The sequence below is a fragment of the Ureibacillus sp. FSL W8-0352 genome, from assembly GCF_038004345.1.
Lineage (GTDB): Bacteria > Bacillota > Bacilli > Bacillales_A > Planococcaceae > Ureibacillus > Ureibacillus thermosphaericus.
In genome coordinates, this window is record NZ_JBBOQT010000001.1 from 706,361 (window position 1) to 719,083 (window position 12,723).

The window sequence follows — 12,723 nt, forward strand, 5'->3', positions numbered from 1 at the left end:
TTGTATTTATTGCTTTAATTTGGTACATTATATTAGAAATAAATATTCGTTTTTCAAATAAAATCCGTTAATATAGCATTCGCTGAGAGCTATATCACCACCTAATGTCTTTAAAAGGAGAAGACGTTTATTGGTTTCATTGAATATCTGAAACGACAAAATATGTCGAATGTTGGTGGGAACTACTATTCAGCGTAAAGGCGTCCTCAATCGGGCATCTTTACGCTATTTTGTTGTAAGGAGGATGACTATGTCGCAACAAACAAACGATTTTACAAAATGGTATATCGACACAATACAAAAAGCAGATTTAATGGATTATACGCCGGTTCGTGGGTGTATCGCATTTAAACCGGATGGCTATGAACTTTGGGAACATATCCAGTCTGAAATGGATAAACGTTTTAAAGAAACGGGTCATCGTAATGCATATTTTCCAATGTTAATACCTGAATCTTTCTTCCAAAAAGAAAAAGATCATATTGAAGGTTTCTCTCCAGAACTACCATGGGTGACAGAAGCTGCCGGTGAAAAGCTAGAAGAACGTTTAGCACTTAGACCAACTTCAGAAACGATGATTGGTCATTTATATTCCAATTGGATTAAATCCTATCGTGATTTGCCAGTATTGATTAACCAATGGGCTAACGTTTTCCGTTGGGAAAAGAAGACCCTTCCATTTATTCGTACTTCTGAGTTTTTATGGCAGGAAGGTCATACAGCTCATGAAGATGAAGAAGATGCTCGCAAAGAAACAATGCAAATGCTTAATATTTATAAAGATGTTGTAGAAAATGTATTGGCCATCCCTGTGTATGATGGACAGAAAACACCGTCTGAACGTTTTGCAGGTGCTGTTGATACGTACTCCATCGAAGCAATGATGAAAGATGGTAAAGCCGTACAAGCAGGTACTAGTCACTATTTGGGAACAAAATTTGCTGAAGCGTTCAACATTAAATACTTAAACCGAGAAAATAAACACGTACACGTCCATACAACATCATGGGGAACATCTACTCGTTTAATCGGTTCTGTTATCATGGTTCATGGTGATGAAAAAGGATTAGTTTTACCGCCAAAAATTGCACCAACACAAGTAATTTTAATTCCTGTTGGACCATGGAAGAAAAATCCTGCAATCATTGAAAAATTAGATGAAATCTTTAAGGCTCTAAAAGATAAAGGGATTCGAGTACGATTAGATGATACTGATCAATCACCAGGATTTAAATTCAATGAGTGGGAGTTAAAAGGAGTACCTGTTCGCATCGAGCTAGGACCACGTGATTTAGAAAACAACCAAGCAATCTTAAAAGCTAGAGATGAAGACGAAAAAATCACAATTTCTCTCGATTCTGTTGTAGAAGTAGTAGAGAAAGAATTACAAACAATGCAAAAACGTCTATACGATAAAGCAAAAGCTTTCCGAGATGCAAATTCTCATTTGCATATTGATACGTTAGATCAATTAAAAGAACATATTGAAAATAGCGAGAAAAACGGAACAATTCCAGGATGGGTACTTGCAGGTTGGTGTGGTGATGATGCATGTGAAGCTAAAGTAAAAGAAAAAACAAAATTTACTTCACGCAATATTCCATTCAACCCACCAACAACGAAACACACTTGCATTCATTGTGGAAAAGAAGCAAAACATACAGTATGGTTCGGAAGAGCATATTAATTGCTTACGTAAGTAAAACGAGGCTGTTGAAAATTTACAGCCTCGTTTTTTAGTGCGCCTGGCATGGGTGTAATCTATAGGGTGTAAGTCCCGAACTGTGAAGGCAGAAGTAACAGTTAGCTTAACGCAAGGGTGTCCGTGGTGACGCGGAATCTGAAGGAATCCGGAGGCAAAAACGCCGGTTATTTTCTATTTAAACCTGGTTCTAAATAATCCATTGATAATATAACTAATCCTCGCACCAAATAACACACCAACTCAAATTAAAACACGTACTTCCTACAAAAGGTTGATCATATTTACCTGACTTATTTTTTTAAAAATTTAGAATAGGAGAAGTAAAATAAGTATATAAAAAAGCGAATTGAGAAACCGATGTGTTTTCCAATTCGCTTTTTATAATTAATTATTTATTGATGTTTCTTTTGGAATTCGTACATGAAATCGCGTAAAGCTATGCAAGCTTCTATTGGTACCGCATTATATGTAGATGCTCGACAACCACCTACAGAGCGGTGGCCGTTTAACCCGACAAAACCAGCAGCTTTTGCTTCAGCTAAAAATTGCTTTTCTAATTCCTCATCAGCTAATCGGAACGTAATATTCATGAGAGAACGGCTATTTGGTTCCGCATGTCCTTTATAAAATCCATTGCTTTCATCAATAACATCATAGATATATTTTGCTTTTTCTTCGTTGCGTTTCTGAATTGTCTCAAGTCCGCCTTGATTTTCAACCCAGTTTAAAACTTCTCCTAACATGTAAATACCAAATGTTGGAGGAGTATTATATAAAGAATTTTTATCCACATGTGTTTTATATTTTAACATAGTCGGTATTTCTGAATTTGCTTGTTCAATTAAATCTTTGCGAATGATGACTACCGTCACACCAGAAGGTCCTAAATTCTTTTGAGCACCTGCATAAATAATGCCAAACTGATTCACATCGATCGGGCGAGATAAAATGTCGCTTGACATATCTGCAATTAATGGAACATCTCCTGTATTCGGGAATTCTTTCCATTGTGTTCCATAAATTGTATTGTTGGATGTAAGGTGAACATATGCATCGCTTGCATTAAATTGAATATCTTCAATACTTGGAATATTTCGATATTCATTGTCTTTCGTACTAGACGCTACCACTGCATTTCCGAATAGTGTTGCCTCTTTCAAAGCTTTTTCTGACCAAGATCCTGTTAAAATATAGCTAGCTGTTTTGTCTTTTGTTAAGAAGTTCATTGGAATCATCGAGAATTGAAGACTTGCTCCACCTTGTAAAAAGAGAATTTCGTAATTATCAGGTATGGAAAGAAGCTTTTTCAAACGGTTGATTGCATTGTTATGAACTTCATCGTAATCTTTACTTCGATGGCTCATTTCCATAATGGACATGCCAGACCCGTTAAAGTTTACTAGTTCTTGTTGTGCTTTTTCTAATACTTCTAGGGGTAATGCTGAAGGTCCTGCATTAAAATTGTATGCACGTTTGTTTGTACTCACGATAAACACTCCTTGAAATTGCAATATAGTTTGATTATATACTCTTTTCCATAAAATCGAACAATATTTTTATAAGAAATAGTGAAATATTCCGATAATCATAAAATTTATGTTAAATTGATAAAAATTCTGCAATTTCGAAATTCATTTTCTGCTATGTTATTTTTCTTTTACGAATATATAAAGGAGCAATTTACATGACTAGTTATTATGAAAAAAATAAAAATCATTACATGAAGAAATTAAAAGAATTTGCGCCCGAACAGTTTAAAGCCTTTTCTAGATTTGATGGAACGGTTTTTAAACCAGGGGCATTATCGAAAAAAGAAAAGGAAATCATTGCAGTCGCCATTGCCCATGTCACAAAATGTCCCTATTGTATAGATGTTCATACAAAAAAAGCAAAGATTGCAGGAGCATGTCAAGAAGAACTTATAGAGGCAATATTTGTTGTAATGGCAGTTGAAGCAGAGACAACCTTAAATCAACATGAACATGCTTTGATTGATAAAACAGAGTCATTCAAAGCGAAACTTCAACCATACTTTAATTTTTCTCAAGTTGTCATGGGAAAAGGTTTTTTAACTGATGGATTTAAAGAACTGCTTGCTATCGCAGTTGCTCATGCAATCCACTGTACACATAGCATCAATTCCCACACAAATAATGCAATGAAACTAGGGGTGTCAGAGGAACAAATTGCTGAAGCAATATTAGTTACAGCGGCTTTAAAAGCAGGAAGTGCATATGCACATTTACTGCATATTTACGAAAGTTATAACGATTAATAAAGTAGTGAAAGGCATCACAATATACAATTTAATCACTAAATAGAAGATAATGGAGATAATATGTTTAGCGTGCCATATAACGTGATAAGAAAATGATATGAGACTCTACACATTTTTCTAATGTAGAGTCTCTTTTTGTAGATTATTGCAAGTTCATAAAAAATTTAAAATTTTTGTATTAGAAATGTAGCATGTGAAATTTATCTTATAAATAATGATAAAAATTCTATTGTTTTATTTCATGACCTATGAAAGAAATCAAAGGAAAGTAGGGGGGATTGCTGTGACTATTATTGTATCTATACTCTTTTATGTTATTCCTGCATTATTAATCATTTGGTTTATGGTGAGTGTGGTTTCTGCATTAAGGCATAAAAATAAAATATTAGAAGCAATTTTAGAAGAAATAAAAAAGAAGAACTAATCAATTTTAATTTATAGTAAAATTATAGCTCATGAATGATAAACTATTTTTATAAATAAAATGTTAAAGGGTTGGGAGCATGTGTTTAATACATTTTCATTATCAAGAACATCCTATTTACAAATTAATTGTTGTAGCAAATCGGGATGAGTTTTATGATCGCCCGGCAAAACCTGCACATTTTTGGGAAGACGAACCAGATATTTTGGCGGGTAGAGATCTACTTCAAATGGGTACATGGCTCGGAGTATCTAGAAATGGTCGTTTTGCAGCTATTACGAATTATCGTGATCCGAGTTTACCTGCAAAGCCTCGTTCACGCGGAGAAATTGTACGAAATTTTTTGAAGGATGCGAGACATCCAAAAGATTTTGTAGATGAATTAGTAACAACTAAAGATTATTACGGTGGATATAATGTCATTGTTTGGCATGAGGATCATTTATTGCACTATAATAATATCTTTAATGAAATAAATGAAATACAACCTGGGACGCATAGCATCAGTAATCATACATTAAATACTCCGTGGCCAAAAGTTGTTAAAGGAAGGGCACGCTTAGCAGAATATATACAAAATAATACTGGAAAATTAAATATCGATGAATTATTTGAAATTGTCATGGACCGTGAAATCGCTCCAGATGAGCAGTTACCAAATACAGGTGTTGGGTTAGAGATGGAAAGAAATTTATCCTCTGCATTTATTAAATTACCCCATTATGGCACTCGTTGTTCAACCGTCTTATTAATAGATGAGGATTGGAATATAACTTTTGTGGAACGAACATTTGATAAAGGTAATTTTCTTTTCGAAAAAAATTTTCATATTAAAATAGAAAAAATTTAAATATTAATCTATGCACTTGTACCTATCCCATTCATCGTTTCCACATAAACTGGAGTATCGAATGATGAGGGAGGGATATCCATGGGCTATTACGGAGGATGCTATGGTGGCCATTATGGAAATAACTTTGCTTTATTAGTAGTATTATTTATCCTACTTATTATTGTTGGTACACATTTCAAACGTTGGTGTTAATTTTGTAAGAAAGACTGATTCTAAAGAATTTTCACTTTAGAATCAGTTTTTTTATTTCTAAGGAACTTTTAATCAATTAAGGTTAAGAATAAATAGAAAATATTCATTTGATTATTTTGAAATTTCAATAAAGTATCTATTTACATACCTTGTTCTTATTTTGCAAAATAGAAGTAAAGGAGAGTGAACAATGGAACTTAATTTACAAGGTAAAGTTGCCGTCGTCACAGGAGCAAGTAAAGGAATTGGTCTACATACTGCACTTCAATTAGTTAAAGAAGGAGCGAATGTTGCCATATGCGCTCGAAACAAATCTTCATTGGAAGAAGCAAAAACAATGATAAAAAAGGAAACGGGAAAAGAAGTGCTTGCCATTGTTGCGGACGTTACGAAAGAAGAGGATTGTAAACGCTTAATTGAAGAAACTGTTAAGCAATTTGGCAAATTAAATATTTTGGTGAATAATGCTGGTACTTCTGCTGCCTATTCTTTTGAAGAAGTAGACACTGAACTTTGGGTTGCTGACTTAAATTTAAAATTGTTTGGTGCAATTCATTGTTCAAAATATGCACTTCCATATTTAAAGGAATATGGTGGCTCAATCGTAAACGTTACTGCGTCAATCGCAAAAACTCCAAGTGAAAATAGCCTTCCAACTACTGTTAGTCGTTCAGCAGGGTTTGCATTGACAAAAGCAATGAGTAAAGATTTAGGAAAATATAATATTCGAGTTAACACAGTATGTATCGGGCTTATTCGAAGTAGGCAAATTGAAGAAAAATGGAAAAGAGAAATGCCAAATTCTTCATGGGAGGAATATTCTAAAGAAATTGGAAAATCGATTCCTCTTGGTAGAATTGGCGAAACAGATGAAGCAGCAAAAGTTATTACATTTCTTGTTTCTGATGCAGCTTCTTATGTAACGGGCACTTCCATAAATATTGACGGTGGTTCAGGAGGAACATTATAAACCTTGTTCTAGAGGCAATCACTAGTAGAAAAGTGGGGAGAAATATGGGAATGTATGATGAACAATTATCTTATTTAGAAAAGCCAAAATTAGAAGAAATACCACCAGAATTACAAGAATATTTTGAAGAGAACATCAAAAAGCAAGAAGAAAAATTAGGAGTAGTAAACAACTTATTTAAAGTTTTGCCGTTAAATGCGATTCAATTTAAAGCCTTTTTAGATTTTAAATATTCGTTGTTTAATACGAAAAATACGTATTTAGATTTAATTGATAAAGAAATGATAGGTCTTGTTGTATCATCGGTGAACTGTTGCAACTATTGCTTGACAACTCATAGCGATACGTTACGAAGACTAACAAACGATCCAGTTTGGGTAGACACGTTAACGTATAATTACCGCAGTGCAAAATTAACAGAAAAACAAAGAGCATTATGTGACTACGCTTTCCGTGCAACGAAATATCCAGACGAAATCACAACAAAAGAAGTAGATTTGTTGAGAGAAGTAGGGTTTAACGACCATGAGATTTTAGAAGCGGCTTTTGTGGTAGGTTTCTTTAATTACACCAATCGTTGGGTAAGTACAATTGGCGCAATTCCAAATCCCAAACATAATCAAAACAATCGCTAATCATTCGTAAACCACGTTCAATCAAGAACGTGGTTTTTTGAGCGCATCTTGTCCAATTAACAATTATATTGCTTTGGTTAACGAAATGAAACTTTCGTAATTCTTTAATCGTATGATTACTGTAGAAGTTAGTGTAAACTGTAAATGAAAGAGTAACATACATACATTGAAGAACGGAGGAAAGCCATGTCAGAAATGAAAAACCCTTTATTTGAAGATTTAGATGCAAAATTGAAACAAGAAAACCACGAAATTGTTGAAGCTCCTCCTCAGCTTGTAACAGAAGAAGAAAAGTCACAATTGCGTAAAAGACAGATTGAGTTAAAAAAAGATCCAGCCGTTCGTACTCTTGCTGAAAAAATAGACTGGAAAAATCAAATAGCGGTTTTAGAATTCGGGAAGGAAACCGCCAATGCCATTTCTAAGTTTTCCGATCGGATGCTTGCTTCCATCAAACAAAGTAAATTAGAAAAATCTAGTGAGCTCATCAATCATTTAAATAAAATCATGTCTCGTTTTGATCCGGAAGATTTCAAAGAAGAGAAGAAAGGTTTTCTATCTCGTCTGTTTGGAAAGGGAAAAGAGCAACTTCAAAAAATATTATCGAAATACGATACAATGAATAAAGAAATTGATGTCATTTATCAAGAAATTACGAAATACGAACAGGAAATAAAAAAAAATACGCTCGAACTTGAACAAATGTACGAACAAAACCTTGAATATTTTAAAAGTTTAAGCGAACATATCGCAGCGATTGAAGTAAAACTGGAAGATTTAAAACCGGAACTTTCAAAATTAGAAATGCGAGCAAATGAAGGGGATCAAGAAGCAATTATGGATCTCGAATCCTTACAGCGAGCTATCGAATTGTTAGAACAGCGGCGCTATGATTTAGAGATGGCACAACAAGTTTCTTTCCAAGCAGCTCCGCAAATCCGATTAATGCAACAAGGCAATAATCATTTGATTGCAAAAATTAATTCCGCATTTGTAACAACAATCCCAATTTTTAAACAAGGTTTAATCCATGCAGTAACCATTCAACGTCAAAAATTAGTTTCTGACTCTATGCAAGAGCTAGATAAACGAACAAATGAAATGTTGTTGAGAAATGCGGAAAACATTCGTCGTAACAGTGTGGAAATTGCTAGAACTGCAAGCCAACCAAGTATTAAAATTGAAACGATTGAAAATACATGGAAAACAATTTTAGCCGGAATTGAAGAAACGAAACAAATTCAAGCGGAAACAATTCAAAGCCGCGAAGAAGGGAGAAAACGAATTGAACAGCTTCAACTTGAATATGAAAAGTTAAAGAAGATGTAATGAAATAAAAAAACTGCACCTCTTTGCAAGCATTATGCTGCCTTAATAGGGGTGCAGTCATTTATTATGATTTAATATCCAAATCTTCTTTGTAGAGGGAAGCACCTTGGGTTAGGATTTTCAGGTCTACCACATTGCTGAGATGTTTGATAATATTCATTCACTTCTGAACACGTTCTTGGATAATAGTGTTGATGATGATAGATATGTCGATTTACTGTTGTTGTGTGCACTGGATGGAAATGAGGAACTATTGTATTAAATACATTCGTTTTCACAACTTCTTGAGTTGGCGAAACTTGAGCAGGTGCAATTTGTGTTGGCATTACATTTGGTGGACAACAAATAGGTTGCGGTCTCATATGATGATGTTGATGTCTTCGATTAAACATTTATTTTCACCTCCTTAATAGTTATTTATTCATCCATAACATATGGAAGATTTAAAAAATAAACTAGATTAATACCTATGATGAACAAATAAAATTTTGAAATGAAAATTATATTTATTATCAGATAGCTAGATTGAAAGAGTTTTAAAATTTTCTTCTTTGCTAATTTTGATGGATAGTAGTCATTATTGTGACATAGTGCAGCATACTCCAACTATTTATGTTGATTGAATTAGAATTTCATTGTACAATCAAATCATAGTAATCCAATAAGAAATATAAGGAAAAGGGTTGATCCTCTATGTCCACCTTATTACCAAACACTATCCGTTATTTAAATGAAACGAATCGCCAAGTTCCGTTATACACAATGAATCCAATTGAAGAAAGATCTAGAAGGGAAAAATTTTTAAGAACAAAATGTACTGAGGGTTTAAGCAATGTAACGAAAAAAGATGTTTCAATTACGGTTAGAGATGGTCATTCAATCACGTTACGAATCTACACACCGAAAGGGAAAGGGCCATTTCCAATTATTGTTTACTATCATGGAGGAGGATGGGTGTTAAATAGCATTGAAACGTGCAATGAAACCTGTGAATTGTTAGCAGAAATAACGAAATCAATTGTGGTTTCAGTCAATTATCGTTTAGCTCCTGAATTTAAATTTCCAACGCCCGTTTTTGATGCTTATGATGCTTTTCTTTGGACAGTTGAAAATAAAAAATTTTTGAATGGAACCAATCAAATTTTAGTAGCAGGAGATAGTGCCGGAGGAAATTTAGCAACTGTCGTCACTTTATTAAACAGAGATTTACAAGGTTCTACAATTCATGCTCAAATAGTATTATATCCTGTAACAGATTTGACGTTCAGCACTGCATCCTATGAAGAATTTGCAGTTGGATATGATCTTTTAAAAGAAGATATGGCGTGGTTTAAACAACATTATTTAAACAATGAAGATGAAACATATCACCAATATGTCTCTCCATTACTAGCTAAAGACTTGACGAACTTGCCCTCCGCTTTTATTATCGTTGCTGAAATGATGTATTGAGGGATGAAGGGATTGCCTATGCAAAGAAATTGGAGGATTCAGGGGAAAAAGTCAAACTAAGAATCGCTCGGGGACTTGTGCATAGTTATTTCACAAAAAATGAATATTTCCAAAGGCAAATAAAAGCTTTTCATTTCATCACTTACTTCACCAAATGAATAAACACTTCACGATGACTAACTGAATCAAGTTAGTCATTTTTTACTTTTTAAATTTATCAACTATACAGAAACGTTATGAATAAACTATTCCCTCTAGATAACGAATTGTATTCGTTTGATATTACATTTACTTCATTATTTTACATCGCTATAATTTGTATGTAAGTTAATTCATATCATTGAAAGGTTGATTATCAATATGTCTGAAGAAAGAAAAGGCATGATCAGTGCCATGGCAGCGTATATCATTTGGGGATTCTTTCCTGTTTATTGGAAGTTATTAGAACACGTCAATAGCATTGAAATATTATTAAATCGCATTATTTGGTCGTTTATTTTTACAACTATTTTTATATTCATTATTGGTCAAAAAAGTAAACTTATTGAAGATTTGAAATGGCTATGGCAAGAAAAAAAGACATTTTTCTTACTTTTACTAGCATCCTTTGTCATTTCATGTAACTGGTTCCTATATATTTGGGCAGTAACAAATGAGCATGTAGTCGAAACAAGCTTAGGATATTATATAAATCCATTAATCACCGTATTGTTTGGCCTATTCCTTTTTAAAGAACAATTGTCTAAAGCTCAAATCACAGCTGTTTTTATAGCATTTATCGGAGTGGCATTGATGACAATTCGTTACGGGAAAATCCCTTGGGTTGCATTGGGGATTGCTTGTTCATTTGCCGTTTACGGTGCATTAAAGAAAAAAATTCAGCTCGATGCAACAAGGGGATTAGCAATTGAAACATTGTTTATTTTGCCTTTCGCACTAGTTTATTACGGTTTTCTTATGTTTACTAACAATACGTCATTTTTGCAATTCGATTGGAAAACAGATGTGTTTCTTATGTTAGGGGGATTGGTAACCGCTTACCCGTTGATTTTATTTGCAAAAGGGGCTCAAGCTTTACCACAATCTATATTAGGCTTCATCCAGTACTTTTCTCCAACTATTATTTTAATTTTGGGAACCATTGTTTATAAAGAACCCTTTACAAACATAGAGTTGATTTCTTTTAGTTTTATATGGCTAGCTATATTACTCTTTAGTTTATCTACGGTTATGGAAAATCGAAAAAAACGTAAATTAGCCTAAAAGGATTTATTTATTTTTTATCGAATTACCATAATGAAGCGTAGATTGGGAATATTTCGATTTTTTTGTTTTTTAGCTATTTGGAGGGGATTGGTTCATGTTCATAAAAGTTGGGGATCGAGAATATCCTTTTCATCGCATTCGAATTGAACTGATTGAAACCGGCATTCAGGAACAATTTCGTTTGTTTGACAAAAAAACAATTCGTGAACTACTTCAACATAGACGATACGAACATTTAAAAGAAAAGGTTATCAAGGAATATACTGAACTTTTAGATGTTCCGGCTGGAATCGCTATTTATCAGATGAAAAAAAATCATGACCCCTTTTACAAAGAATTTTTAAATAAATATGGAGATTTAACTTATTGTCAATTTATTGTTAAAGGCAACGATTCTTTGCTAAGTAAAAAAGGTGTTTATTTAGTGATTAAGAATGATGAACTAGTTTTTGCAGGGATTTGTAACAATACATTTAAATTAAGATTTAATCAACATATTGGAAATATCTCTCCTAAATCGTGCTTTCGAGATGGCACCGCAACTCATTGTCATATTAATGCCAATATTGCTGAACATATAAGAGATTCTACTATTTATTTTCAAATATGTTCGTTAACTGATTTAAATGAAATGAAGCGATTGAAAAATTGGATCATCGATCGTTTTGAACCCCAATGGAACTTAAGATTTGGAAGCGATGTTAATTATTCTTATAATAATAAATAAACAAAATTTTTTCAGCATATATTATTTATAATAATCATTAACGATGCATCAACATCATGTGTTATTATTTGTTAATAATTTTTCAATTTTTAAATTAGTACTTTTTAAGCAACATTTGATATGATAGAAACATCAATTGCTAAGGAGAGACAAAGATGGCAACAAATATTAATATATTATTTGCCTTTGGTGCAGGATTTTTAAGCTTCATATCTCCATGCACATTGCCGTTATATCCCGCATTTTTATCGTACATAACAGGTATGAGTTATGATGAAATTAAAAATGATAAAGGCATGTTGCAAAAAAGAGCAATTCTTCATACGCTCTTTTTCTTACTAGGATTTTCAATTATTTTCGTCGTTCTAGGTTTTGGTGCAAGATTATTATCAATTGAAAACTTTTTTATTAATTATCAAGATTTAATACGCCAAATTGGTGCTATATTAATTGTTCTTTTCGGACTAATGATCGTTGGATGGCTAAATATCGACTTTTTAATGAAAGATCGAAAAATACAATTTAAAAATAGACCTTCAGGCTACTTAGGTTCATCATTGATTGGCCTTGCCTTTGCTGCAGGATGGACACCATGTACAGGACCGATTTTGGCAGCAATTTTTGCTCTTGCTATGACAAATCCAAATTCGGCAATGGGGTACATGATTGCTTATGTTTTAGGTTTTTCAATTCCGTTTTTTATTCTATCATTCTTCATTTCAAGAATTGGTTGGCTACGAAAATATAGCAATAAAATTGTAAAAATCGGTGGCTACGTAATGATCGCTGTTGGAATATTATTATTCTTCGATGGCATGAATATAATTATTAGAATTTTATCGCCTATATTTGACGGTTTCACTGGTTTCTAGAATGCTGATGAAATAAAGGA

At 33.2% G+C, this 12,723-nt stretch carries 13 protein-coding genes and 1 pseudogene; 12 read left to right on the forward strand and 2 right to left on the reverse strand.

Features of this window, described 5'->3' with window-relative positions:
- The first annotated feature begins 250 nt into the window (after positions 1-250).
- On the forward strand, positions 251-1,687 hold the full coding sequence (gene proS, locus NST98_RS03605; protein ID WP_340714462.1) for a proline--tRNA ligase: 1,437 nt from the start codon (positions 251-253) through the stop codon (positions 1,685-1,687).
- A gap of 410 nt (positions 1,688-2,097) precedes the next feature.
- Here proS and serC read toward each other — a convergent pair whose 3' ends face one another.
- Positions 2,098-3,195, reverse strand: coding sequence for a 3-phosphoserine/phosphohydroxythreonine transaminase (gene serC, locus NST98_RS03610; RefSeq protein WP_340715663.1), 1,098 nt, complete (start codon positions 3,193-3,195; stop codon positions 2,098-2,100).
- A 194-nt stretch (positions 3,196-3,389) separates the two neighbouring features.
- Between serC and NST98_RS03615 the strand changes: the two genes are divergently transcribed.
- The 7 genes from NST98_RS03615 to NST98_RS03645 all read left to right on the forward strand — a co-directional run bounded on the left by NST98_RS03615 (position 3,390) and on the right by NST98_RS03645 (position 8,386).
- Positions 3,390-3,980 carry a carboxymuconolactone decarboxylase family protein gene (locus NST98_RS03615; RefSeq protein ID WP_340714463.1) on the forward strand — a complete coding sequence of 197 codons (591 nt, stop codon included), beginning with the start codon at positions 3,390-3,392 and terminating at the stop codon, positions 3,978-3,980.
- A gap of 286 nt (positions 3,981-4,266) precedes the next feature.
- Complete coding sequence (locus NST98_RS03620) at positions 4,267-4,407, forward strand: hypothetical protein (protein WP_016838037.1); 141 nt, start codon at positions 4,267-4,269, stop codon at positions 4,405-4,407.
- Between the two features lie 79 nt (positions 4,408-4,486).
- Positions 4,487-5,257 carry an NRDE family protein gene (locus NST98_RS03625; RefSeq protein ID WP_340714464.1) on the forward strand — a complete coding sequence of 257 codons (771 nt, stop codon included), beginning with the start codon at positions 4,487-4,489 and terminating at the stop codon, positions 5,255-5,257.
- Between the two features lie 81 nt (positions 5,258-5,338).
- Positions 5,339-5,452, forward strand: coding sequence for a YjcZ family sporulation protein (locus NST98_RS03630; protein WP_016838041.1), 114 nt, complete (start codon positions 5,339-5,341; stop codon positions 5,450-5,452).
- A 190-nt stretch (positions 5,453-5,642) separates the two neighbouring features.
- Positions 5,643-6,422 (forward strand): SDR family NAD(P)-dependent oxidoreductase, encoded by a 780-nt coding sequence (locus NST98_RS03635; protein WP_340714465.1) that lies wholly within the window; start codon positions 5,643-5,645, stop codon positions 6,420-6,422.
- Between the two features lie 50 nt (positions 6,423-6,472).
- Positions 6,473-7,057 carry a peroxidase-related enzyme gene (locus NST98_RS03640; RefSeq protein ID WP_232019831.1) on the forward strand — a complete coding sequence of 195 codons (585 nt, stop codon included), beginning with the start codon at positions 6,473-6,475 and terminating at the stop codon, positions 7,055-7,057.
- 186 nt (positions 7,058-7,243) lie between these two features.
- Positions 7,244-8,386 (forward strand): toxic anion resistance protein, encoded by a 1,143-nt coding sequence (locus NST98_RS03645; protein WP_340714466.1) that lies wholly within the window; start codon positions 7,244-7,246, stop codon positions 8,384-8,386.
- A gap of 71 nt (positions 8,387-8,457) precedes the next feature.
- Here the strand turns inward: NST98_RS03645 and NST98_RS03650 are convergent, their stop codons facing one another.
- On the reverse strand, positions 8,458-8,778 hold the full coding sequence (locus tag NST98_RS03650) for a CotD family spore coat protein (RefSeq protein ID WP_340434912.1): 321 nt from the start codon (positions 8,776-8,778) through the stop codon (positions 8,458-8,460).
- A 370-nt stretch (positions 8,779-9,148) separates the two neighbouring features.
- On the opposite strand from NST98_RS03650, the pseudogene NST98_RS03655 reads away from it, so the two are divergent.
- The 4 genes and pseudogenes from NST98_RS03655 to NST98_RS03670 all read left to right on the forward strand — a co-directional run bounded on the left by NST98_RS03655 (position 9,149) and on the right by NST98_RS03670 (position 12,703).
- Positions 9,149-9,996 (forward strand): annotated as a pseudogene (locus tag NST98_RS03655) (alpha/beta hydrolase fold domain-containing protein).
- 202 nt (positions 9,997-10,198) lie between these two features.
- A complete protein-coding gene (rarD, locus tag NST98_RS03660; RefSeq protein WP_340714468.1) occupies positions 10,199-11,101 on the forward strand; it encodes an EamA family transporter RarD in 903 nt (300 codons plus the stop codon).
- 97 nt (positions 11,102-11,198) lie between these two features.
- Positions 11,199-11,831: a hypothetical protein gene (locus NST98_RS03665; protein WP_340434906.1), complete on the forward strand. Its 633-nt coding sequence runs from the start codon at positions 11,199-11,201 to the stop codon at positions 11,829-11,831.
- A gap of 155 nt (positions 11,832-11,986) precedes the next feature.
- The gene (locus NST98_RS03670) at positions 11,987-12,703 is read left to right on the forward strand and encodes a cytochrome c biogenesis CcdA family protein (protein ID WP_016838051.1); all 717 of its coding nucleotides are present in this window, start codon (positions 11,987-11,989) and stop codon (positions 12,701-12,703) included.
- Positions 12,704-12,723 lie beyond the last annotated feature (20 nt).

Coding starts and splice junctions, on each gene's coding strand:
- proS (WP_340714462.1), top strand. CDS start 251: ATGTCGCAACAAACAAACGATTTTACAAAATGGTATATCGACACAATA.
- NST98_RS03615 (WP_340714463.1), top strand. CDS start 3,390: ATGACTAGTTATTATGAAAAAAATAAAAATCATTACATGAAGAAATTA.
- NST98_RS03625 (WP_340714464.1), top strand. CDS start 4,487: ATGTGTTTAATACATTTTCATTATCAAGAACATCCTATTTACAAATTA.
- NST98_RS03630 (WP_016838041.1), top strand. CDS start 5,339: ATGGGCTATTACGGAGGATGCTATGGTGGCCATTATGGAAATAACTTT.
- NST98_RS03635 (WP_340714465.1), top strand. CDS start 5,643: ATGGAACTTAATTTACAAGGTAAAGTTGCCGTCGTCACAGGAGCAAGT.
- NST98_RS03640 (WP_232019831.1), top strand. CDS start 6,473: ATGTATGATGAACAATTATCTTATTTAGAAAAGCCAAAATTAGAAGAA.
- NST98_RS03645 (WP_340714466.1), top strand. CDS start 7,244: ATGTCAGAAATGAAAAACCCTTTATTTGAAGATTTAGATGCAAAATTG.
- NST98_RS03650 (WP_340434912.1), bottom strand. CDS start 8,778: ATGTTTAATCGAAGACATCAACATCATCATATGAGACCGCAACCTATT.
- rarD (WP_340714468.1), top strand. CDS start 10,199: ATGTCTGAAGAAAGAAAAGGCATGATCAGTGCCATGGCAGCGTATATC.
- NST98_RS03665 (WP_340434906.1), top strand. CDS start 11,199: ATGTTCATAAAAGTTGGGGATCGAGAATATCCTTTTCATCGCATTCGA.
- NST98_RS03670 (WP_016838051.1), top strand. CDS start 11,987: ATGGCAACAAATATTAATATATTATTTGCCTTTGGTGCAGGATTTTTA.